Here is a 21,669-nt window from a genome sequence, read left to right as displayed (position 1 = left end):
CACGTCCGTGGACGTGACCGATCTTTGCGCGACGCTCCCCCAGGTGTCGGTGCTCTGTCGGACACTGTCTCTACGGCAATGCGAGACCCAGGAGAGGTGACACCAGTCATGGGGGGGATGGCGCGTGATGGTTCGGTAGAGGTCCTCAAGTACCTGCACAAGCGACTGCATGACCACTTCCGGATGCTTCACGAACATCGCCAGGCACTCCAACCGGCGGCTCCTGTCTTTGCGCTGGAGCACGACCTCAACAGTAGCGACTTCGAGTTGCTCCTACTTGCGGTGCGTGGGGCTGTCAGGCAGGGACTCGATACTCGCTTCCGCGCTTGGTGGTTGCCCTTTGTAGTACACGCAGCAGAGATCGGCTATAAGTACGTTGGAGATGAATACTGGCCGCTCTTCGCCCAGCAAACACCGGGCTGGGAAAGCAGTCCGGGTTGGAGCGTGACCACCAACCGCCAGCGCATAAAACAGTGGTTCAAGCGATTCGCAGCCGACTACGGCGGAGCCGAGCCGAAGGGAGGCTTTGCAACCAACTTCAACATCATTGCCTGGCCAATCACACACGCCGTCATACCCGCCGATCTCCAACGGCAGTTGGCGCAGCTTCTGTTTGAGTCGCGCGCGGTATTGACCGCAGAGCTCCTTAGTGATCCCAACGCTCTGGGAGCATGCTTGGCTTCGCGCACGGGTGGATATAGCGAGCGTTTCCAGATCTTCTGCAGCAACCAGAGCCTCCTCGGTCAGGTGGCCGCGGCAATGCTCTCAGGCGACGACGAGGACTCCCCGTACCTAGTCCGATCGACACTCGCTCGCCTGGTCAACGACCTGACCAACGAACGTCAGTCACGAACCTGGTTGGCCCGCGCCAAGCACTCGGCCAACTTGGTCCGCTCAAGCGGATTCCTCCCCCTGAACTCGAGCATGGGACCCGTGAAGCGGGGGCAGCAGCCACTTGCGGCCATCACTGACCCGAAGCTTCTCCTGCGGCAGGAAGACGGCGGTTGGCGTCCCTATTTGGAGCTGCCTGATCTCACGCCGCTGCAGGCTCGGCACGATCAAGTTGGTCAGGAACTTCGGAACCTCCGCCCGAAGGTTGAGGGCCGTCGTAAACCGCTCCCCCGCGGCAAACTGCTGTACCCGGGTGAAGTGTCCCTCTCCACCTGGCCACAGCCCGAGAGTCCCATTATCCAACTGGAGCGGGGTTCATCGGTCGTGAACAGCCTGATCGCGGAGCATTGCTCCATCACCCAGGGCCCGTGGTGGGTTTTCCGGAAGCAACCGGATGGGCTGGCCCTTGAGGTCAAGGGCAAATACATGAGGCCGGGCCACGAGTATTGCCTGGTCGGACGACTCGATAGTGAACCGCCCACGCTACCGTTCGTCACTAAAGCGACGGTTCTGGCTGAAGGAGTGTACGCCTTCGAGGTGAGGGTGCCAGAAGTTGTTGGCGAAGCGGAAATTTCCAAGCTTGCGGCGGCCAAGCTGTCAGTGGTGACTGATGTGTCGATTCGCCCCGTCGGTGTCGTCCCTGGGGCCTGGGACGGGGAAGGTGCCGTCGAGTGGCTAGCTGGGGATCCGGTGCTGCTCGCGGTGCGTTCCAATCGCACCATGGAAATGTGCGCTGTGACCGTCGATGCTGGACTCCCTATTGTGCTCGAGTGGCCTGCCACTAAGGCGGAATTAATCTTTGCCCTTGAGGATCTCACCGTGGGCACTCACGAGGTCGACATTGCGCTATTGGGCACAGACAACGGCGCGGCGGTTAAAAGCGGCTCACTCGCGATCACGATCCGTGACCCACACACAAACCTGGATGAAACTACTGAGGGCGCAGGTATCCGGCTGTTTGCCACGCCAGCGCGCCCGAAGCTGACCGAGCTCTGGGATGGTCGGGCGAGCCTCTCGATCGACGGTCCACCAAGTACGAAGGCGGAACTGGTGATCGTGCTGCGTGACGATGCCGGCAATTCACTGGCACAGGCGCAGCACAGCATCTCGCTTCCTTTCAGCGATAGTGCATGGGAAAGGTTGACAGATCAGGAACTACACAAGAGAAAACTGCTCGCCGCCTACGACGAGGCCAATTCGTGCGAAGTGTCGGTTTCCCGGAGCGGCGTGGGTTTCGCCTCCCTGGTCTGTGAACGTGGTTTCCATCCGCTCCGCTGGGTGCTTACCAAGCGGCGCAATGGCGAGCATGAGGCACGCCTGATCGATCGGACAGACGGGGATGACACTCAGGTGCTTCTGTTTCCGGTGGAGGCACCTCTGGCTGGCGAGCGCTGTGATTCCCTTCGACCAATTTCCGCCCCGCCGAATGGGGGACTGCTGCAGGCGACGTCTGGCAATGTGACCGCGGCCATCGTCCTGCCACCCGAGCCAAACCGGCTGCGGCAGAGATCAAGTGAACGTCCGATCATTCAATACACAGACAATTCTCTTTCCGAGATGAAGCAACTCATCTTTGGTCACCGCCGCTGGCTTGACGCCGATGTACCGGCAGATCCATTCGCTCATCATCAGCGGGATCAGGTTCTCAACACGGTCACCACGGCCCTTGTTTCCCTTGCCGCCGGAAGCAGGTGGGCTCGTCTGGAGCACAAACGCATTCCTGTCGGCGATCTCAAGCCGCCGGATGTGTTGGACGAAATGCGCGAACTCGTGGGTCAGGCTCCGAAGCAGCGTGCTGCGGCCCAGCAGATTGCCAGTCACCTCTGGCAGTGGGCGGACTCACCAGCAGCGCTGAGCGAGGGATTCGCCAGTGCGATCCGCATCGTCGCTGCAGCCAGCGGCATCGACGATCCTCACACCGCAGCAGACTTCTTGCTTCCACTTGTGTCCAGACCGGGCTCTCTCGCGAGCTGGGACGAGACCGAACGAGACCAGCTCTTGAAGTGTGTGCTGGGTTCTCCTGTGCTCATTCGGGCAGCTCGATTCGCTGTGCTCGGGACTGAAGACCTACGAGAGGCGTCGAACAAGTCGGTTGTCGGTGGTAGCCGATGAACATAACTCCGGTCAGCGGTCCCCATGCGGCGGAACGTGCGGTCCGTGCGCTGGGGCTGGATGAGACGGCTACTGACCTGTTCTCGACAGAAGCGATATGCGCCTCGCTTCGCCGCGCTGCTTCGTTCCTGTGCCCGGCGATGCCGCGTCGACTCGTGGAAGCCGTCCTTGAGGCCATTAGCCCGCTCGACGAGTCATGCTCGCTTACTCGCGGCCAGGTCGCGGAACAGTTGGATCTCCTGGTGTCGATTGGTGACTTGGTCGAACTCCCTCGCCAGCAGGATCGTGGCAGCCGCCAGCTCTACCTGGCTCCTCCCTCGTATGTGGCGAAGGCTCCTGGGCAGTACCTCTTGCTAGGCGTACGCCCCAACGCCTCCCCGCTGGTGGATGAGTCTGTGGGCACGGAGGTGCTGTACGAGGGCCACACACGGTCCATGGAACTAGACCCCGAGGTGGGCCCTGCCCAAATGCATGCCGCTGGTCTGCATGAGATCCGACGTGAGTACTGGCTCAAGCACCCAGGCGCGGATAGCGCAGCCTTTGTCGTCGCTACGATGCGTCAGCGTCTGGACCAGGCGGCAGAGTCTGGCCAAGTCAGCGATCTAGCAATCATCGATCCTGGGGCGTCAGTTCGCTACTACCGCGGTCGTTGGCGGCCACCCGCGGACGGCGACTCCGGCGACTTCGTTGCCCGCCGTCCCCAAGCCTACGGTGCAGACCTGTGGTGCCTTGTACGGATTGAGCGTGGCATGCCTCGCGCACTCGTAGATCTGCCGGTTGACGCCCCTGACGGGGCAGCGTGCGACGAGGCATGGCGCTTCCAGGCAGCTATCGACGCCGTGATGGGAAACCCACAGGTGATGCACGTCCGGTCCGCTACGGGGGCGCCCGAGACCCAAATCGTGGACTTGTTCGGACCTGTGCCCGGATGGGCTCAACGCTACCTCGAACTAATAGGGACTCCCGTCTCGCGGACGAGAGGCGCATTGATCTCGTACCGCGTTCCCATCTCGGCGATCAGCCAGATATCAACGTTCGTCACTGACATGCTGTGGATGCACGTCAGAGAAGAGGGAGGGGTGGCGTGACAGTGGAAACGCCAACGATCGCGGAGACGATCACCAAGATTCAGGCTGCACTTCGGGACTACATCGAGGCGACCTATCACGTGGGGCATCCCACCGTGATCGATCAGCGTCGTGTGTTGCTCGAACAGGAGGGCGTACTGTTCCGAGCGCCCTTCATCGAGAGCACTCCCCGCTATCAGACGGACCGAAGTTTTGGTGATCTCGAACTCGCCGCACCTGCACAAGCGCTCTTCGCCAGGTTGACAACACCCGAAGGCGACCTGAAGCCACTGCTGTACGACCCGCCCTACACCCACCAAGCTGAGGCGCTTGAGTGGACGACTCGAGACGGCCTTAGTCTTGCGATCACTACCGGTACCGGCTCAGGCAAGACGGAGTCATTTCTCCTGCCGATGCTGGCAAAGCTTGCAGCGGAGGCGGCGAACAAGCCTGAGTCGTTCGCAGCTCCGGCTGTGCGGTCCTTGATTCTCTATCCGATGAACGCGCTGGTGAATGACCAGTTGGGTCGTCTTCGACTCCTGCTCGGCGATCCGCGCGTCACGGCCCAGTTCAGCGCTTGGGCTGACCGTCCAGCACGCTTCGCCCGTTACACCAGCCGAACCCTGTACCCCGGCGTACGGAAGGTCGAGAAGGACCAGGCCCGGCTTCGGTCGATCGGGGACTTCTACGTTCACCTCATCAACCGGGCAGATGACCCTACGTCACAGGGGCACGGCGAGGCAGCAGGTCTCATCAACAAGCTGCGATCGCGCGGCAAGTGGCCAGCCAAGCCGGATCTGAAGGCCTGGTACGGCGAAAGTGGCTCCCGTTGGAAGAACAAGGATGGCGAGTTCGTCCGTGCCGTCCTTCAGCCCAACGACCCCGAACTCCTGACGCGGCATGAGGTGCTCGGCACACCTCCGGATGTCTTGATCACGAACTACTCGATGCTTGAGTACATGTTGATGCGCCCGCTCGAGCGACCGGTGTTCGATGCGACGCGGGCCTGGTTGGCGAACAACCCCGACGAGAAGTTCCTCCTGGTCATCGATGAGGCCCATCTCTACCGCGGCGCGGCCGGCGCCGAGGTTGCCCTGCTGCTGCGCCGGCTTCGCGCAAGGCTTGGGATTCCCCCCGAGCAGTTGCAGGTGATCTGTACAAGCGCGAGCTTCGCGAGCCCTGAGTACGCGCGTCAATTCGCTGCACAGTTGAGCGGCAAGTCCGAGGTCGACTTCAAGACCGTAGAAGGTCGTCTCGCCCTCCGGGGGCTCGCTGGCCCTGGAAGCCACCAGGACGCTCAAACTCTCGTTGCCGTACCGATGCACGACTTCTACGAGGGCGAGGGAGACGAGGCCCGCATCGCCGCCGTTCAGGGGCTTCTGGACTATCGGCAGGTTGCCGTGAAAGAGGGCGCCACGGTCGGTGAACTGCTGCACGATGCTCTCAGCGGATTCGGCCCCATGAACCTGCTCGTCAACGAGACAATGCAGCGGGCACAGCCGGTAAATGAGTTGGGCTCGCTCATTTTCCCGACCGTTGAGACGGAGCTTGCCGATAGGGCTGTCTCTTCCCTGGTGGCACTCGGTAGCGCGGCGCGACGGTCGGCGGATGACGCAGGTCTGCTGCCATGTCGCGTGCATGCGTTCTTTCGCGGGCTGCCTGGGCTCTGGGCGTGTCTCGACCCCGACTGCCCAGAGGTTGACCGGGAAGCTCACCCGGAGCCGGGGCCGATTGGCAAACTTTACGACCAGCCGCGGGCAACTTGCGGATGTGGTGCACGAGTCTTCGAGTTGTACACCTGCAGGCACTGCGGCTCCGCCTACGCACGGACCTATACCGAGGACGTAAGCGAGCCGACGTACCTATGGCACGAGCCGGGGGGATCGTTCGAGTCCGCATCGGGTTCCATCCCCGAACTCCAGGCACTCGATCTACTGCTTGAGGACCCCTCCGATGGCGATGTCGAACCCGCCGACATCGATCTCGTTACCGGCCGGCTCAATCCGGAAGAGCTCGGCGCCCGCGTCCGCAGTGTCTTCATTCCTCGGCTTCGAGGAGGAGAAGTCGTCAGGGGTGACGACGATGGCGGTGATGGTGAGACGGAGGCGAACGGAGAGTTCAAGCCTTGCGGTGTCTGCGGGCAACTCGCCGGATTCGGCCGTTCATCGGTACAGGATCACCAGACGAAGGGTGACCAGCCGTTCCAAGCCTTGGTCACACGACAACTCGAGGTCCAACCACCGGGTGCCCAGCCGTACACCGAGTTTGCGCCGCTGCGCGGTCGCAAGGTGCTCGCGTTCTCCGACTCCCGGCAGGTTGCCGCACGGCTGGCACCCAACCTGCAGAGTTACTCGATGCGCGACGTCATTCGCCCCCTGATCTTGCGCGGATGGCAGGAACTGGCGAATCAACCGTTCTTGGCGCCGTCGCTCAGCTTGGAGCGTCTGTACGTGGCCGTCATGGTCGGAGCGCGAGTGTTGTCGGTGCGGCTGCGTCCGGAACTACGCCCCATGGAAACGCTCCATGTCGTGGACACGGTCGCGAAGGCAATCGACAAAGGTGCGCTCTCGGGCAATCCCGCCGAGTTGGTGCCACTACTCACCACCGCCAATCCGCCACAGTCGCTGCTGAGGGCGATGTACGCGACGCTAACGGACAAGTACTACGGGCTGTCGTCCCTGGGCCTGGCATCCCTCCGTGAGCGAGCGAACCTCACCGATACATTGTTGACGGAACTACCGGACATCGACGGGGTCGCAAGCAGTGCCGACGGCAAACTTGCGCTTGTTCGGTTGTGGCTCGCGCAATGGAACACCCCGACCCGGGGTATCTGGTTTCCGTCGATGACCGAAGGCGACTGGTGGAGGACAAAGGGCGGCGTAAAACAGCACGCGGGTAAGTTCCAAGCAATCGAGCGTTGGCTCGATTCAAAGGCGGCGAGGAAGATATTTGCGGACGATTGGCTGCAGACGTTGCTCACAACTTTCTGCGAACCAGTGGCCGGCAAGTTTCGGTTGTTGGCCCAGAACGTTGCCCTGGAACTCGGCGGGCTCTGGGGATATTGCGAACGCTGCCGCTTCACGCAACGGCCGTTTCCCGGAACAACCCGATGCGTCAACTGCGGGCACGACCGCGTTCGCACGCTAAATCCCGACACCGATCCGGTCTTCCAGGCCCGAAAGGGCTACTACCGTGCCAGTGCGGCCCGGGCTTTGAGTGAACCGCCCGAGCCTCCATTGAGCATCATCGCCGCCGAGCACACGGCACAGCTCAATGCCGCCCAGTCCGACGCCGTATTCTCCACAGCGGAAGAACACGAGTTGCTGTTCCAAGACGTCGACCTCGGCTTGACCCGCCAAGGAGAGCAGTCACGCGCCGCCATCGACGTTCTGTCCTGCACGACCACCATGGAAGTTGGCATCGACATCGGCAGCCTGACCGGCGTCGCGCTGCGCAACATGCCACCGTCGCGCGCCAACTACCAGCAGCGCGCAGGGCGGGCGGGGCGTCGCGGCAACGCTGTCGCTACCGTACTGGCCTTCGGGAGCGCCGACACACACGACGACCACTACTTCCGTCAACCAGAGCTCATGATCCGCGGCAAAGTCGACGACCCAGTGCTGACGATGAACAACGACGAAATCGCGCGGCGCCACGTTATCGCTTACCTGCTGCAGCGCTATCACCAGGATCGACTGCCGGCGATCGAGCCTGACGACCAGCCGCAGCTCTTCGAAGTCCTTGGCACTATCGAGCACTTCGTCGGGACAGCCTCTCCTCTAAATCGGACCGACTTGGAAGAGTGGCTGAGGTCCGAGGGAGACAAGCTGCGTGAGGAGATTGCATCATGGCTTCCCAGTGAACTGAGCCAGACGGACCGCAGAGTCGTCCTAAGCGGTGTCGTCACGAACACACTCCGCGAGATCGACAAGGCACTTGACCTCGATCTCGACGGGAGTCTGCCAGCTACCTCCGAGGGCGATGCGGCACCAGACCCCGATGAGGTCGAGGCAGAGGGCCCCGCCGAAGACGGCGCCGAGGAGCCGAACGCCCGTCGGAGCCAGGCGAACCTGCTTGATCGGCTGCTGTACAAGGGGGTCCTGCCGCGCTATGCGTTTCCGACGGATGTCGTGGCCTTCCACGTCTTCGATCTCGATCGGTCAACGCCATTCAAGGCCGAGTTCCACTATGCACCCAGTCAGGGACTCCCAGTGGCCCTCAGCCAGTACGCACCCGGCAAAGTGGTGTGGGTTGATAACAAGGAGTGGACCTCCGGCGCCATCTACGCACCGGTCCAAGAGGAACGCTTCCAAGCCTGGCGAGACAAACTGCTTTACTTCGAGTGCCAGGTATGCCACTACGCCAAGCATTTCCCTCACGACCCGGCAGAACGGGGGAAAGAGCGCGACTGTCCAGCCTGCGGTGCCGAGGGAAAATTCGGCAAGGCGAAAAACTGGATGCGACCGCCAGGCTTTGCGCACCCGGCCGATAAGGCGCCGGGCACAAGCCCAGACGACGCGCCGGCCCGCAGTTACGCCACACGTGCCAAACTCATGGCGCCCGGACCAACCGAGGAAGCTGCCTGGCAGCGCGTCACCGATCGCTTGGCACAGACCTACCGCCGCGAAACCCTGCTCGTCACCAACACCGGCCCACGCAACGAGGGATACACCTACTGCACGCGCTGCGGGCTAATCGAGCCAACTGCGACGGCGACTGGGGTGGTCGTCGGTACGCACAAGAAGCCGTACCCCGATGAAAAGGCCCCGAACTGTCCCGGCACAGCCTCAACGCGGGGCTTGGTACTCGGGACTGACTTCATTTCGGATGTACTTCTGGTTCGCTTGAAGGTGGCCTCGCCAATCACATTGGGGCCAGCTCTGCTGTCGACGCACGTCGCGCTCCGTACGGTCGCTGAGGCGCTGACGATCGCCGCAACCCAAAGGCTTGATATTGAGGCGACGGAACTACAGGCAGAATACCGTCCTGCACTGACTCCCCTCGGCAAAGAAGGGCTTGAGGCCGAGATCTACGTGTACGACACGCTCGCGGGTGGAGCTGGCTTCGCTCGACGGGTCAGAGACTACGGAGTGGAAATCCTTGAACGGACGCTCGAGCGCCTCGAAGAATGCCCGGCGAACTGCGACGAGTCCTGCTACCGCTGTCTACGGAGCTTCCGTAACCGATTCGAGCACAACCTCCTCGACCGGCACGTCGGTGCCAGTCTGCTGCGCTACCTGATTCACGGGACCCCGCCGAGTCTAGACGAGGGGCGACTCGAACGATCGGCCGACAAGCTCTACGAGGACCTCAACAGCCGGGCGCTCCCCGACATTTCCTTCACTCGAAGGGACAAAATCGACGTTACGGGAGTTGGAACGGTCACCGCACCTATCTTGGCAAAACACGGTGACCAGCGATGGATCTTGGGCGTACACGGCCCGCTGAGCCCTGAGTTGGCTCCAACTGCCGAGTTGCGTGCCGCGCAGCAGTCCGGGAACGTGGTGGTCCATCTGATCGACGACATGGTGATCTCTCACAATCTCCCGTTCGCCAGCCAGCAGGTACTGCAAGCACTGGCCTGAGCGAAATCAGGATCTGGCTCGCCACCGGCGCCGCGGCGCCGGTGGCGGTCCTGTCGTCACCCCCCAACGCCGCCGTTGGCATAACGAAGCCTGAGAACAAAATGAATAGACTTTAGGACGCTTTGACCGCTGGCAGCGACACTAGGAGGGGCATATATGCCGGCCGATGACCTCGAAGAGGCCATGGGTGAAGATGACCTTGCAGAGGGGCAAGTGCCTATCACGGCACTGCAAGAACATTTCAGCGTGTCATTTACGCGAATGATCGCTTACGCCGCTGGATGCTCGATAAAACCTCACGAGACTGACTATGAGGGCGTTGACATTACAATCGTTTCCTCAACGGAGTACCGCGGTTACTACGGTCCACAGTTCGAGCTTCAACTTAAGTGCACTTATCAAGAAAATCTGCTCAAAGATGACAGCATGACCTGGCAGATGAAGGCGAAGCCTTTTCGGAAATTGACGCGCAGAAAGCGATATATCCCTGCCTATCTCGGCGTACTCCTTATCCCGCGCGAGCCAGAGCCATGGCTCCGAGCCGACGAATTTGGATTGTTCACGCGTAGCCGCATGTTCTGGGAGTCTGCCGATAACCTGAGATACGACGGACCGATCAAGGAATATCGCACGGTACATTTGCCACGTCGAAACCTGTTCACAGGCGAGCAACTTTTGGGCATAATGAAAACGATCGGGGACGCAGAGGAGGGTTCACGGTGAGCCGATCTATACTCGACAGTTACCGTGAAATTGCATGCGCGTTGACCCCTCTCGCTGTCTCCCAGTTCCTGGCTTCTCATGATTGGGAGCTGGAGCATCAGCAGCCAGAAGTTCGTCAGGTCTGGCGCTACGGCTTGGGTCACTTGTCCACCGCGCCTCGCATCATGATCCCGCTCGCTACGGACTTCGCAGATTTCATGCCGCGCTTCGTGGATGCTCTCGAGTCGCTAGGACATATTCACGACTGGGATGCAAACCAGCTACTGGAACGCGTCATCGCTACACGCGCGGACCTCTTTTTTGTTCGCCTCGACCAAGGCATGATCGACGGCACAATCCCATTCCAGCAGGCCGAAAAGACGCTGCAGGCTATTTACAAGATGATGAAGGCAGCAGCGACCAGCACCGCTGACCCCCATCACTCGCATAAGGGACGCAGGCCAGCGGCAGTGGGAGAATTTCTGGATGAAGATGTACGGCTTGGCCACACGAAGCGTGGCAGTTTTGTGTTCACTGTCGTAACGCGCTTGGGGGACCCTGGCCCTCAGGCTGCAGAAGGCCCCGAGCGCTCAAACATTGTCTTTCCTCGACGGGTCATGGAAACCCTGGCTAGAGGGCTTGAGACCACAAAGCGCCTGACGCAATCATGGGAACAGGAGGCCCTCAATTTCCCAAGCAGTGTTGGGCTAAGTGCAGGGCTGGTCGAATCGCTCGAAGATATGTCACAGCCCGAGCATCTTCGTTCGCTGGACTTGTCTTTCCAATGGGCAGCAGCTGAACCTAAGCCGGACGTAGGACTCGCAACCATTGTGCTGGACCGCGATGTGATTGACGAGCTCCCGCGAGTTCGGGAGCGGCTCGTACGAAGGGAAGAGCCCGTACGACGGGAGACGTTGGTCGGACTCGTTAAATCACTCACGCGGAATGATGCGACACCGAGCGACAACGAATCGGCAATTATCACCGTGGCGGCGGAGGTAAGGGGTAAAACTCTGCGAGTCCAGGTTCCACTAACTGGAGAGAACCACGGCTGGGCAATAATGGCTTATAGGCGCCAACTGCCCTTTACGGTGGCCGGTGACCTCTCCTACGAACGCCGTGCATGGCGTCTGACGGGCAATATCGAAGTCGATTCGAGCTTCCTGCAGCATCTCTCAGGATCGTCAACCCCCGACTTGGGCGAGGCATGAAGCCAGAGCACTGCAAGCGTCACTGCCCGTCCCTTGCGGGCTGCGATACGCCGGCTCCGGGGTATCGCAGCCCGAGGAACCATCGTGTCGGACGGCCTCCCAGGCAGCGCGTGGGCTGACACCAACGTCTGGGGCAGGTGACGACGGTCTCTTAACTGGAGATGGGGAACATTTCCTCTCCGGGAGTCGACATTCCCTCTCCGACGGGCAGCGGTACGCGGGCACCGTGCTCAACTGGACGGACCAACCGATGCGACCGCATGGACTCAAGAACATGGTCTTGTGTGGCGCGCCGTCGGCACCAGCGCTCAAGCCACCACTCGGAGACCTTGGCGTCCGCTTTGGTAAGTTCGGGATTCAGCAGGTACTTCGGCTCTTGGTCGACTCCGAGCGAGTAGTCCCGCAGGTTCTCGACCAGGGGAACGCCGTACAGGATGCGTTCGCGTCCGTGCTTGAGAAGCTCGTTGGCAGGCCAGCCAAGTGCGGCCAACCCCACTCGGACCTTACGTAGTCGAGGACTGACACCCTCGCCGAAGAGGCTGTTGATCCGGACGGACGAGCCACGCAACGCCGACACTCGGACCAGGGCATCGACGGTCTCATCGGAGAAGTGAGAGGTCCCGAAGGAGCGTGACCGTCCAAGTTCGTGAAAGCCCATGCGGATGTCGCTATCGCCCCCCATGACGTCAGCAGGCCAAAACAGTCGGTTGTACTGACTTGAACCGGTGCCGTAGAGCGACGTGGTTCCGACGAAGGAGAGTCGGGGCTCACGGAGGATCGGGCGGCCGGCCATCGCCGACGCAATCTCACTTGCGCGTGCATACTTCTCGCGGTAAGCGGATAGCACCTGGGGCGAGACGGCAAGCGCCCCCACCAGCTTTCCCGCCGCTAGCGCGTTGTACGGCGCCACAGCGCCGCAAACAGTGAGGTCGGCGATGACAGTTCCGACCCGCTCTCCGCGCGCACGACGCACCACTCGGCGCATCTGCGAACGAGCCTTCGGATCCGAAAAGGCCTTGGTTAGTCCTTCGACCGTGGGCGGAGAGAGATAGCCTCCGAGCAGGCTGGCGATCTCCAGAGCTTCTGCGAGCGCTGACGAACGCTTGCTCCGAAATAGATCAGTCGTGGCGCGCTCCACCCACGCTTCGCGGTCGATGTTGCGGACCGCGCGGATCGTGGTTGCCTGGTGATGCCTCTGCCGGTGACGATCGGCATCGCCCCGGAGCCGAGCGATTACCTCAGGCGTGGGCGCTGCCAGGTCGGTCGGCTGGAGAATCCCATCACGAAGGAGATCGTCGACGTAGATCTCGTGCTGCTGGCCCTCGATCCGCTGAGCCAGCCAGCCAGCAATACCAGCAGTGGGTTCAGCTTGTACCTGCTCGAGAAACTGATCAGTTTCCCAGCCCATCCAGTGGTCACGCTCAGCAATCTGGACAACGGGGCTGGAGATGGCCGCCAACCCGATCACGGCGTGGAACTCCGTGGCAGCGTCCCGGACCAAGATCGGCATCGAACGGCCGGGCACGGTCGCGTAAGCGTTGGACCATGTATGGCGGAAGTAGCGCCAGATGTCGTGAAGCTTGAATCCAGTTAGATCACAAGTCGATGAGTCGACGATCTGAACGTAGGGCTTAACGACGTCCGCAGACGCGCCAACGCGCTGAAGCGCGTCCGCCAGCTCTCGGCCGTCACGCATCAGGTTAAAAACGGAGACCAATCGGCCGCCGTGCTGGTGCGTACGCTCCATCCCCTCGACGAATCGTCGAACACTGCTCTTCCTGAGCTGTCCGTCACGACGGAGATGCTCCTGACGCCGGATCCGGGCCTTCTCCACCTTGCGGTCGCCGTGAACCGAAGAGGGAGTAAAAACGGTCTTGGAGCCATCCACTCGAACCGTCCAGCCTTGATCCACAAGATCGATGGCAACGTGAGCAGCTGCAGCGAGCAGAGGCTGGTCGTACAAGTTATTGATCTTGGATGCCTTCATCCACCGCGCGTGGTCTCCCGCGGCTTCGGCTCCCACCGGCATGCTCGCAAGCTGGGTGCAGAGCCGGGCGAACCCTTGCCGTTCCCGACGGGAGGCGTCGGCCGGAAGGCTGAGAGCAACAAACTTGGCCTCTTCTTTCATGACTTTTGGAGCATCCGTCCGTAGGTCCTGCTCCACATGCGCAGGAGATCGTCGCAGTTGTGACCGTCGCGGCTCAGAAGTGTTGTGGTGCGGGCGAAGGACAGGAGGAACAGTTCGAGAGCAGTGCGGAGTTCTCCTGCCGCCTCATCACCCAACGTCTGGAGAGGCCGGTACAACGCTGCGAAGGCAGGGTGGTCAACGTTCAGCGTGACATCGAGCGTCCGCCGCTTCAGAGTGGAGGCGAACATCTTATCGATCGAAAGTTGCTCAGATCCAATCCGGTAGCTCAGGGCGCCCGAGCCCTTCCCTGCCGTCCGGATGACAGGCAGATCGACGTCAGCAGCCTCCGCTACGCGGCACGACGTCTCCGTGGCCGCTTGAAACTTGACCTCCTCAAAAGCTTGACGGACTCGCGAGTTCAAAAGCCGAGCGATCGCCTCCAACTCCGGCCCGAGGGCCTCCTGGAGTACTTGGGAAGGCCGGATTCCCTGCTTATTGATGGTGATACCAAAGTGCTCGTCGAGGATGGGATCGAACTCGATCTCGCAACGCCACCAGTCGTCGTAGTTCTCTTTACGCTTCGCGCCCATGAGGTGCCAGCCGCTCGCGATCTCTCGACCGGCACGGAGGATGGAGACTCCAGCTCCGCCGACAATGCCGACGCGCCGCTTGGTCACGTTGTCCAGGCGATTCCAATGCTGCACCGGCAGCATCGCGAACCGAACCGTGACGAAGGCCGTCTTGCCCGACGATGCTGCCAGTTCGTAGCGGAGAGGCTCGAACGCCAGGCGTGCGCTGTGGCCCTCGGTCTTCGCGGTCAGGAGCATAGGATCGACTGGATCCACCCGCTTCCCATTGATCGTCAACGCAAGGTCCCCGCTACTGAGGAAGCGGCGGTAGATGCGTCCAAGGTCCCGCCGCAGCGCACGCTCGAGCCAGGCGAGGCGCCGGTACTCGATACGGTCACACTGCTGCCAGGTCACCAAGCAACCCGACCCCGTAGTGGCGCCAGGCTGACGGCGAGCCCGAAGATCGACTGGAGTCCCGTCTGCGATGGCGTCGACGTCCAAGCAGACCTGGTTGGCTGCCTGACCGTTCTGCCATGAGGTCACCTCTACTCGCCGCGCCTGGCTGAGAGACGCGGCTGGCAGCCCCATACCGAACCGGCCGAACGACTGTCTTTCATCGAAGCGTGACGAGCCACCGAAGCGGAGGCATGCCTCGAGTCGGGAGCGCGACATCCCCTCCCCGTCGTCCTCCACACGGATCTCCGGGAGACTGCCCGGCTTGGCTCTCGTGATCGTGACCGCGACCTCCGTCGCTGCTGCCTGGAGCGAGTTGTCGATGAGTTCTGCGAGGGCGGTCGAGAGGCTGACGTAGCCCGACTCCCGGACTGCGCGGATGAAGTTGGAGGAGACCAGAAGGTCGTCCTTACGTTGCGTCTGCCGGCCCATCGCTTCTCCCGATGACTTGCTCAGATTCCTGCGTCGAGAGTAGCTGCATCGAGGCCGCCTGGAAAGCCGGTCATTCGGTGCGGCAACGTCACTCAGACCTGGTCACGATCGTGACCGTGATCCGCTTCGTCTTGGCCGGCTCAGTCAGGTCCACGCCTGATCCGTCAGCCATGAGGAGGCGGACAGTAGGGCGGCTGACCCCGGCAACATGCTGGTAGGGCTCGGCGGATTCGAGCATTACGACCCGGCCCGTACGTTGCAGATCGAACGAGATGCGGTGGCCAGTCGTGTGCATGTTGATGATGCGCTCAGCAACGTCCACCTCTGTCACCGCCTCCCCCACAAGCGCCTCTGGAAGAGGTGAAACGGACTTGAGCGAGTTGACGCCGAGCACCTGAAGCGTGGCGATCTTCTTCCCCTTGAGTCGCTCCAGGAGCGGTGCGATCTCGGCTGCTGACTGGATGGTGGCCATGTGAGCATCATGGCTGAAGAGACAGGCCGTGTGCGCCAAGGCGGTCAGTTGCTGCCTCGAGTATCCGCTGCCCTTCCTGTCAACCTGTGGTGATACACCCGGTATGGCGGATTGTCCGCCCTGAGCAAGACAGGATCCCCGCCCAGATGACCCGCACAAACGGGCCCTAGCCGCAACGCCGTTCAGTTAGGCGTGGGGGCTGTTCGTCAAGGCTGGTGAACGAGGCAGCGGAGCTGCTGTAGAAGAGGTTTGTCCTCCAAGACATCCTCACTACAGGAGCTCCGCTGTTGGAACAGGCTGCCATAACCAGGACGGTCGGGGTAGCGGACGGGGTGTTCGCGCCGGGGCATATCGGTGAGCTGACCCGGATCGTCCCGTTCGAGATGGTCGACGAGGTGCTGGCGGAGACCGGGGCGGTGCAGCGCAGGATCCGTTTGGTGCCGGCGCGGGTCACGGTGTACCTGCTGCTGGCCGAAGCGCTCTTCAACGGGCTGGGATACCGGCAGGTCTTCGACCGGCTGTGCGCCGGGCTGTCGGGCCTGGCAACGGTCCGGCCCGGCGGCAGCGCTCTTCGCCAAGCCCGCCAGCGGCTGGGGCCGGCACCGATGAAAGCACTGTTCCGCCTGGTGAGCGGACCTGCGGCCACGACCGCTGCCGCCGGGCGGTGGCGAGGTTTGAGAGTCGTCGCGGTCGACGGCACCCTCCTGTCGGTTCCGGATTGTCCGGCCAACCTCGCGGTATTCACCCGGCAGCGGCTCGGCAACGGGATCTCGGGTTATCCGCAGCTGCGTCTGGCCGCGCTGGTGGCCTGCGGGACCCGGTCGGTGATCGGGGCCGTGTTCGGTCCGGCCGCAACCGGTGAGCTGGAGTACGCCCGTCGCTTGGCGGCGGACCTGCGGCCCGGGATGCTGCTGCTGGGCGACCGGAACTTCGCCGCCGCCACACTGCTGAACCAGATGGCCGCCACCGGCGCCGATCTGCTGGTGCGCTGCAAGGCAAACCGGAAGCTGCCGACGGTGGCCCGCTGCCGCGACGGCTCGACGCTGACCCGCATCGGGCCGCTGACCCTGCGTGTCATCGACGCCGAGATCACCATCCGTACCGCTCAGGGCACCCGCACCGGCCACTACCGGCTGCTGACCACCCTCACCGACCCCGCTACCCACCCGGCCGGTGAACTCGTCCGGCTCTACCACGAGCGCTGGGAGATCGAGACGGCCTATGCGGAGCTGAAGTCGACAGTCCTGGGCGGGCGCGTCCTGCGGGCCCGCACCCCGGACGGCATCGAGCAGGAAGTCTGGGCCCTGCTGACCGCCTACCAGGCATTACGCACGGCGATGACCGACGCCACCGACAGCGTCCCGGGCACCGACCCGGACCGGGCCGGCTTCACCACCGCCCTTGCCGCCGCCCGCGACCAGCTCGTCCTGGCCGCCGGCGTCATCACCGGCACCGACATCGACCTCGTCGGCACCATCGGCCGCCACATCCTGGCCCACCTACTGCCGACCCGGCGGGTCCGCACCAAAGACCGCATCGTCAAACGCGCGATCTCCAAATACAACGCACGCGGACCCGCCATCGACCGCACCACCTACAAAGCCACCATCAGCATCGCCATACTCACAAGCGACCCTTGACACCCCCAGCCCCGCCCTAACTGAACGGCGTTGGGACTAGCCGGGCCCATGGTCATGGCGTCAAGACCGACTCATCGTTGCGTCTCCCCGGAGCAGAAGCTGTGCATGGTCGCCGAGTACCACGCCGTCTTGACCGGGGGGCGAAGGGGCGATTCTGCACCGTCGGCGGCTACACCGCGGCCGCTACCTGCGCAGCACCCCAACCCGAGAACGTGCGGCAGATCAGTCCGTGGACAGACCTGGAATACATGCCGCAGTTGATCGATTGGCCTGTTCCAGACACCGATTGCGAAGGGGGGTGGGGCCAGTGAGCGATCTGAAACTCTTCCGGGTCGGTGGTGGCCAGGCTGCCGAGATCCCAGGAGCGGCGGTGGCGCTGGAGCGTCACCTACAGACGTTGATCGAGCAGAACATGGAAACCATGCTCGGAATCCGGTTCCTGGCGTCCGAGTACAGCACCGGTTCGTGGCACCGTGGGCGGATCGACTCCCTCGGCCTGGACGAGAGTGGCAACCCGGTGATCGTCGAGTACAAGCGTTCGAATGGTAAGGCGGTGATCACTCAGGCTCTTTCGTACCTGTCGTGGCTGCGGGACCACCGCCATGAGTTCGAGAGCCTGGTGAAGGAGCGGCTGGGCGACGAGGCGGCTGGCTCCGTCGACTGGAGCAACCCCCGCCTGGTGTGCATCGCCGGAGACTTCACGTCGCACGACACGCACGCGTTGGAGGAGATCAGTCGTCGGATCGATCTCGTGAGCTACCGGGACTTCGGTGGGGGCCTGATCGCTCTGCAGCTTGTCGCCTCCGTGACGGCTCGGCGACATCATTCCGAATCCCGAGCACGCCCGCGGGGGCGAATGGACCCGCCGCAGGTCCTGGAGTGGGTGGTTCGACGGTCAAGTCGGTCCGGCAGTTCTACGACGAGGCGCCTCAGTCCCTTCGGGATCTGTACGCCGACCTCGACGCCATGCTGATCTCCGATGCTGATGTGCAGAAGGAGTTCCAGTTGCATTACGTCGCCTACCGGCGGATCAAGAACGTCGCCACAGTCCGATTCCAGCCGCGCAGCCACACCCTCGTGGTCCGGCTTGCCGTCGACCCCGACACGGTCAAGCTGGCCGAGGGCTTCACCCGTGACGTTCGCAAGATCGGCTGTCTAGGAACCGGCCCTCTGGAACTGCGGATCCGGTCGCAGGAGGACCTGGCGAGAGCCAGCGACCTCGTCCGGCGAAGCGTCGACGGCCTCTGACGATCGTCTGGGGGCGGATGTGCATCGGTATTCCGACGGCACACCCGCCCCCGTTCTACGTGTCATCAGGGGTGGCAGTCTGGCGTGGTCTGGTCTCATTCTTCGGGTCCTGCCAGATCGAAGTCGTCCTGGGTCAGGGCGTTACGGAGGCGCTGTTCGGCAATGTCCGCGTAGTGGTCAGAGAGTTCCACACCTACGAACCGGCGGCCTTCAAGGAGAGCGGCGACGCCGGTCGTTCCGGAACCGGTGAAGGGATCGAGCACTGTTCCGGCTGGTGGGCAGATCTTGACCAGTTCGCGCATCACTTCGACCGGCTTCTGGGTGATGTGCACGCGGTCCTTCCTGGGCTGGCTGGCGGTGTAGAGGCCAGGCAGGTAGACGGGGTTCCGGTTGGCGTCAACCGGGCCCTTGGTTCCCCAGACGATGTATTCGCAGGACTGCTTGAGCCTGCCCTTCTGGGGACGGGAGACCGGCTTGTGCCATGACGCGATGCCGCGCCAGGTCCATCCCGCTGCCTGCAGGGCGTCGGTCGTGGTCGGAAGCTGTCGCCAGTCGGTGAAGACGAGTGCGGTGCCGGACTCGACTGTCGCTCGGTAGGACTCAGTGAGCAGGAGAGTGAGCCAGTAGCCGTACGAGCGCTGGTCGCGGTTCTCATCGGGGAAGTTGGCGAGGTTGTGCTCGGCATCGGCCGAGGTGTACTTCGACCGCGCGGTGCGCCCCGTGCGCTCGCTGCTCGTTCGGCCACCGCTGTTGTAGGGCGGGTCGGTGATGACGGCATCGACGCTGCTGTCGGGGATGCCGGTGAGCGCGGTGAGCGCGTCGCCGCGGTGCAGGGTGTACGGCAATTGCACGATTGTCTCTTTCCGGAGAGCGGTCGGAGCGCGCATTTTTCCGTTGCGGAGTATCGCGCGCGTCGGCATGGTCTGCCCGGGCAGACCCACATTCGCAGCCGCCTTGGGACAGGCAATGCGCTGGAGGTTAACCCGTCTTTCCGGCTGCACCCAATAACTCACCTGCCCTTGGCATCGCTCCACATGGCCCCTGCTCAGGAGTCGTTTGGGGCGGCCGGAACTCGTCTTTACAGTCTCGCCGTGCTCGCAGAACGGGGCTTGGTGCCTGCCCTGTTGAGCTGCGCTGATGTGTGCTGTGCCGTCCAGGCTGCGGCGCGCTGGCATCCAGGCCGACCGTCCTGCTCTTCGGAGAAGGAGATTCTTCTGTGTGGCATGTGAGATTACGAGTGCGGCTGGCTGCCGCTTCTATTCATGGATTTCGGTGGCCGGGAGTTAGCCGCTCCCGGCCCCGGTTTCCCCCCTGTCCCTGTAGGGATTTCAGATTCTTGACCGGCGCGGTGCCGGTGGCCTTTCGACGAGAACGCCGGTGCCGCGCTGCCTACGAGTAAGGAGCTGCCGATGCAGCATGTCCAGGCGCGCCCCTCCCCGGGGCTCGGTGTTCCCCCTGACTGTTCGGTGTCCGGTCCGCGACCGTGAAGACGGCTATTGCCGCAGCGGGGGTCGTGGCGCTCGGCCCTCTGTTGTTGATAACGCCCCTTGCCGTTGCTCTCGCCGGTTCCAGCGGTGCTCAGGCTGCTGCCTGCACGGATGGTGCACAGGCTGTGGACAGCGCGGCGGTCGCGAAGCAGGTGGAGTCGATCCTCAAGGGCGACGGCAAAGCGTCGGTGTCCGTGGCCGGGCTGGATGAGCCTGAGGAACAGATACCGAACGCCAAGACGATCCAGGCCACCGGTGTCGCGATGAAGGTGCCGGCGCGTGGCCAGATCGTCGCCCTGGCTACGGCGCTGCAGGAGTCGGGGCTGCGGAACCTCGACTACGGCGACCGGGATTCGCTCGGTCTCTTCCAGCAACGGCCCAGTCAGGGCTGGGGGACGACCACTCAAGTTCGTGATCCGGTCTACGCCTCGACGAAGTTCTACGAGGGGCTGCTCAAGGTCTCGGGCTGGCAGTCGATGACCGTGACGCAGGTTGCTCAGGCGGTCCAGAAGAGTGGGTACCCCGAGGCTTACGCCAAGTGGGAGCCGCTGGCGACCGCCCTTCAAAAGGCCATCGCCAAGTCACTCTCCCAGAAGGCGGATTCCAGCACTGGTGGCCAGACGACCGCCTCCGTGGCTGCTGAGTGCAGTACCGGGTCCGACGGGTCCGAGTTCGGTTCGATTTCCGCCGGCTCCCTTCCCGAGAGCTACAAGATCCCGTCCAGCGCCCCCAAGTCGGTACGTACGGCGATTCGTTGGGGGCTCGGTCAGCTCGGGACGCCATATCAGTGGGGTGGTACGTGTGCTGCCGCTCACGGGCAGGATCCGATGGGCCGGTGCGACTGCTCGTCCCTGATGCAGGCGTCGTACAAGGCCGGCGGTGTCTCGCTGTCTCGGACGACGTACACGCAGGTCAAGGAGGGTAAGGCGGTCAGCCTCGCTGCCCTCAAGCCGGGCGATCTCCTCTTCACCCGCGGCACCGCCTCGGCGCCGGAACACGTCGGGATGTTCATCGGCCAGGGACTAATCCTGCAAGCGCCTAAGACCGGCGACGTGGTCAAGGTCTCGACCCTCGCCAGCTGGCGTGCCGACGTCGTCGCCGCCCGCCGGATCCTCTGACCGACCTCGTCTCTCCCTAATCCCACTTCGCTTCACCTCCCTCCGGGCCTTCTCATGCCCAGACTCGCACTGGAGTTCCACTTGAAATTCATGCAGCACGCCCAGTACTTGGCGTACAACCCTGGCATCACACCGAAGGAGGGCGGGCTTCCCGGCCTCAGCGTGCTGAAGAACGTCATCTCCTCGATCAATCTGTTCGGCATCATCGCGGTGGTCGGCGCCCTGGCGGTCTCCGCTCTGGTGTGGGCCTGGGGGCACCACAGCGGCGGTCACCAGGCGGAGGCGAATGGAAAGAAGGGCACCGTCGTGGCGGCAGGTTGCGCGCTGCTGCTCGGCGCGGCCAACGGCATCGTCGCGTTCTTCTCGGCGATGGGGACGCAGGTCCACTGATGTCGATGAAACGTTCCCGCTCTGCCCAGGAGCACAGCTTGGGGGCGCCGTCCTCGGTCCTGCGGCGCGTCACGCTGGGTGGCACCGTCCTCGCGGTGCTGGTGGCCGTCGCCGGTCTCCTCGCCTACCTGACCCGCCCGGAGACCACCGTCTCGGCGACGCCT

Annotated in this window: 14 protein-coding genes; 10 read left to right on the top strand and 4 right to left on the bottom strand. The window is 62.9% G+C overall.

Annotation, left to right across the window (positions count from 1 at the left end):
• Positions 1 to 96: 96 nt before the first annotated feature.
• The 5 genes from IE198_RS22905 to IE198_RS22890 all read left to right on the top strand — a co-directional run bounded on the left by IE198_RS22905 (position 97) and on the right by IE198_RS22890 (position 11,568).
• The gene (locus IE198_RS22905) at positions 97 to 3,003 is read left to right on the top strand and encodes a hypothetical protein (RefSeq protein ID WP_189889534.1); all 2,907 of its coding nucleotides are present in this window, start codon (positions 97 to 99) and stop codon (positions 3,001 to 3,003) included.
• On the top strand, positions 3,000 to 4,091 hold the full coding sequence (gene druD / locus IE198_RS37015) for a Druantia-type antiviral defence protein DruD (protein WP_506417279.1): 1,092 nt from the start codon (positions 3,000 to 3,002) through the stop codon (positions 4,089 to 4,091). The genes IE198_RS22905 and druD overlap by 4 nt, the downstream gene beginning before the upstream one ends.
• The gene (locus IE198_RS22900; protein WP_189889532.1) at positions 4,088 to 9,655 is read left to right on the top strand and encodes a DEAD/DEAH box helicase; all 5,568 of its coding nucleotides are present in this window, start codon (positions 4,088 to 4,090) and stop codon (positions 9,653 to 9,655) included. Before druD ends, IE198_RS22900 begins: the two co-directional genes overlap by 4 nt.
• Before the next feature lie 156 nt (positions 9,656 to 9,811).
• Positions 9,812 to 10,378 (top strand): DUF4365 domain-containing protein, encoded by a 567-nt coding sequence (locus IE198_RS22895; RefSeq protein ID WP_189889530.1) that lies wholly within the window; start codon positions 9,812 to 9,814, stop codon positions 10,376 to 10,378.
• Positions 10,375 to 11,568 (top strand): hypothetical protein, encoded by a 1,194-nt coding sequence (locus tag IE198_RS22890; protein ID WP_189889528.1) that lies wholly within the window; start codon positions 10,375 to 10,377, stop codon positions 11,566 to 11,568. The genes IE198_RS22895 and IE198_RS22890 overlap by 4 nt, the downstream gene beginning before the upstream one ends.
• A gap of 151 nt (positions 11,569 to 11,719) precedes the next feature.
• Here the strand turns inward: IE198_RS22890 and IE198_RS22885 are convergent, their stop codons facing one another.
• The 3 genes from IE198_RS22885 to IE198_RS22875 form a co-directional block, all read right to left on the bottom strand.
• Positions 11,720 to 13,696, bottom strand: coding sequence for a Druantia anti-phage system protein DruA (locus IE198_RS22885; protein ID WP_189889526.1), 1,977 nt, complete (start codon positions 13,694 to 13,696; stop codon positions 11,720 to 11,722).
• Entirely contained in the window at positions 13,693 to 15,150 is a 1,458-nt protein-coding gene (locus IE198_RS22880) for an ATP-binding protein (protein ID WP_189889524.1), read from the bottom strand. Before IE198_RS22880 ends, IE198_RS22885 begins: the two co-directional genes overlap by 4 nt.
• An 88-nt stretch (positions 15,151 to 15,238) precedes the next feature.
• Positions 15,239 to 15,622 (bottom strand): hypothetical protein, encoded by a 384-nt coding sequence (locus tag IE198_RS22875; RefSeq protein WP_189889522.1) that lies wholly within the window; start codon positions 15,620 to 15,622, stop codon positions 15,239 to 15,241.
• A gap of 287 nt (positions 15,623 to 15,909) precedes the next feature.
• On the opposite strand from IE198_RS22875, the gene IE198_RS22870 reads away from it, so the two are divergent.
• The 3 genes from IE198_RS22870 (at position 15,910) to IE198_RS36405 (ending at position 18,510) form a co-directional block, all read left to right on the top strand.
• Complete coding sequence (locus IE198_RS22870) at positions 15,910 to 17,262, top strand: IS4 family transposase (protein WP_189889520.1); 1,353 nt, start codon at positions 15,910 to 15,912, stop codon at positions 17,260 to 17,262.
• A 370-nt stretch (positions 17,263 to 17,632) separates the two neighbouring features.
• On the top strand, positions 17,633 to 18,235 hold the full coding sequence (locus IE198_RS36410) for a PDDEXK family nuclease (protein WP_308426843.1): 603 nt from the start codon (positions 17,633 to 17,635) through the stop codon (positions 18,233 to 18,235).
• The gene (locus IE198_RS36405; protein WP_308426842.1) at positions 18,229 to 18,510 is read left to right on the top strand and encodes a hypothetical protein; all 282 of its coding nucleotides are present in this window, start codon (positions 18,229 to 18,231) and stop codon (positions 18,508 to 18,510) included. The genes IE198_RS36410 and IE198_RS36405 overlap by 7 nt, the downstream gene beginning before the upstream one ends.
• 95 nt (positions 18,511 to 18,605) lie before the next feature.
• On the opposite strand, the gene IE198_RS22860 is transcribed toward IE198_RS36405, so the two are convergent.
• Positions 18,606 to 19,355, bottom strand: coding sequence for a DNA-methyltransferase (locus IE198_RS22860; protein WP_189889577.1), 750 nt, complete (start codon positions 19,353 to 19,355; stop codon positions 18,606 to 18,608).
• 638 nt (positions 19,356 to 19,993) lie between these two features.
• On the opposite strand from IE198_RS22860, the gene IE198_RS22855 reads away from it, so the two are divergent.
• On the top strand, positions 19,994 to 21,115 hold the full coding sequence (locus tag IE198_RS22855; protein ID WP_189889518.1) for a C40 family peptidase: 1,122 nt from the start codon (positions 19,994 to 19,996) through the stop codon (positions 21,113 to 21,115).
• Positions 21,116 to 21,169: 54 nt separating this feature from the next.
• A complete protein-coding gene (locus IE198_RS22850; protein WP_229834248.1) occupies positions 21,170 to 21,505 on the top strand; it encodes a DUF6112 family protein in 336 nt (111 codons plus the stop codon).
• Positions 21,506 to 21,669 lie beyond the last annotated feature (164 nt).

It is taken from the genome of Streptomyces xantholiticus (assembly GCF_014651015.1).
Classification (GTDB): domain Bacteria; phylum Actinomycetota; class Actinomycetes; order Streptomycetales; family Streptomycetaceae; genus Streptomyces; species Streptomyces xantholiticus.
Note: the sequence above shows the minus strand (reverse complement) of the source record. Positions and strands in the feature narration are given on the sequence as shown.

Coding starts and splice junctions, on each gene's coding strand:
- IE198_RS22875 (WP_189889522.1), bottom strand. CDS start 15,622: ATGGCCACCATCCAGTCAGCAGCCGAGATCGCACCGCTCCTGGAGCGA.
- druD (WP_506417279.1), top strand. CDS start 3,000: ATGAACATAACTCCGGTCAGCGGTCCCCATGCGGCGGAACGTGCGGTC.
- IE198_RS36405 (WP_308426842.1), top strand. CDS start 18,229: ATGCTGATCTCCGATGCTGATGTGCAGAAGGAGTTCCAGTTGCATTAC.
- IE198_RS22850 (WP_229834248.1), top strand. CDS start 21,170: ATGCCCAGACTCGCACTGGAGTTCCACTTGAAATTCATGCAGCACGCC.
- IE198_RS22895 (WP_189889530.1), top strand. CDS start 9,812: ATGCCGGCCGATGACCTCGAAGAGGCCATGGGTGAAGATGACCTTGCA.
- IE198_RS22885 (WP_189889526.1), bottom strand. CDS start 13,696: ATGAAAGAAGAGGCCAAGTTTGTTGCTCTCAGCCTTCCGGCCGACGCC.
- IE198_RS22880 (WP_189889524.1), bottom strand. CDS start 15,150: ATGGGCCGGCAGACGCAACGTAAGGACGACCTTCTGGTCTCCTCCAAC.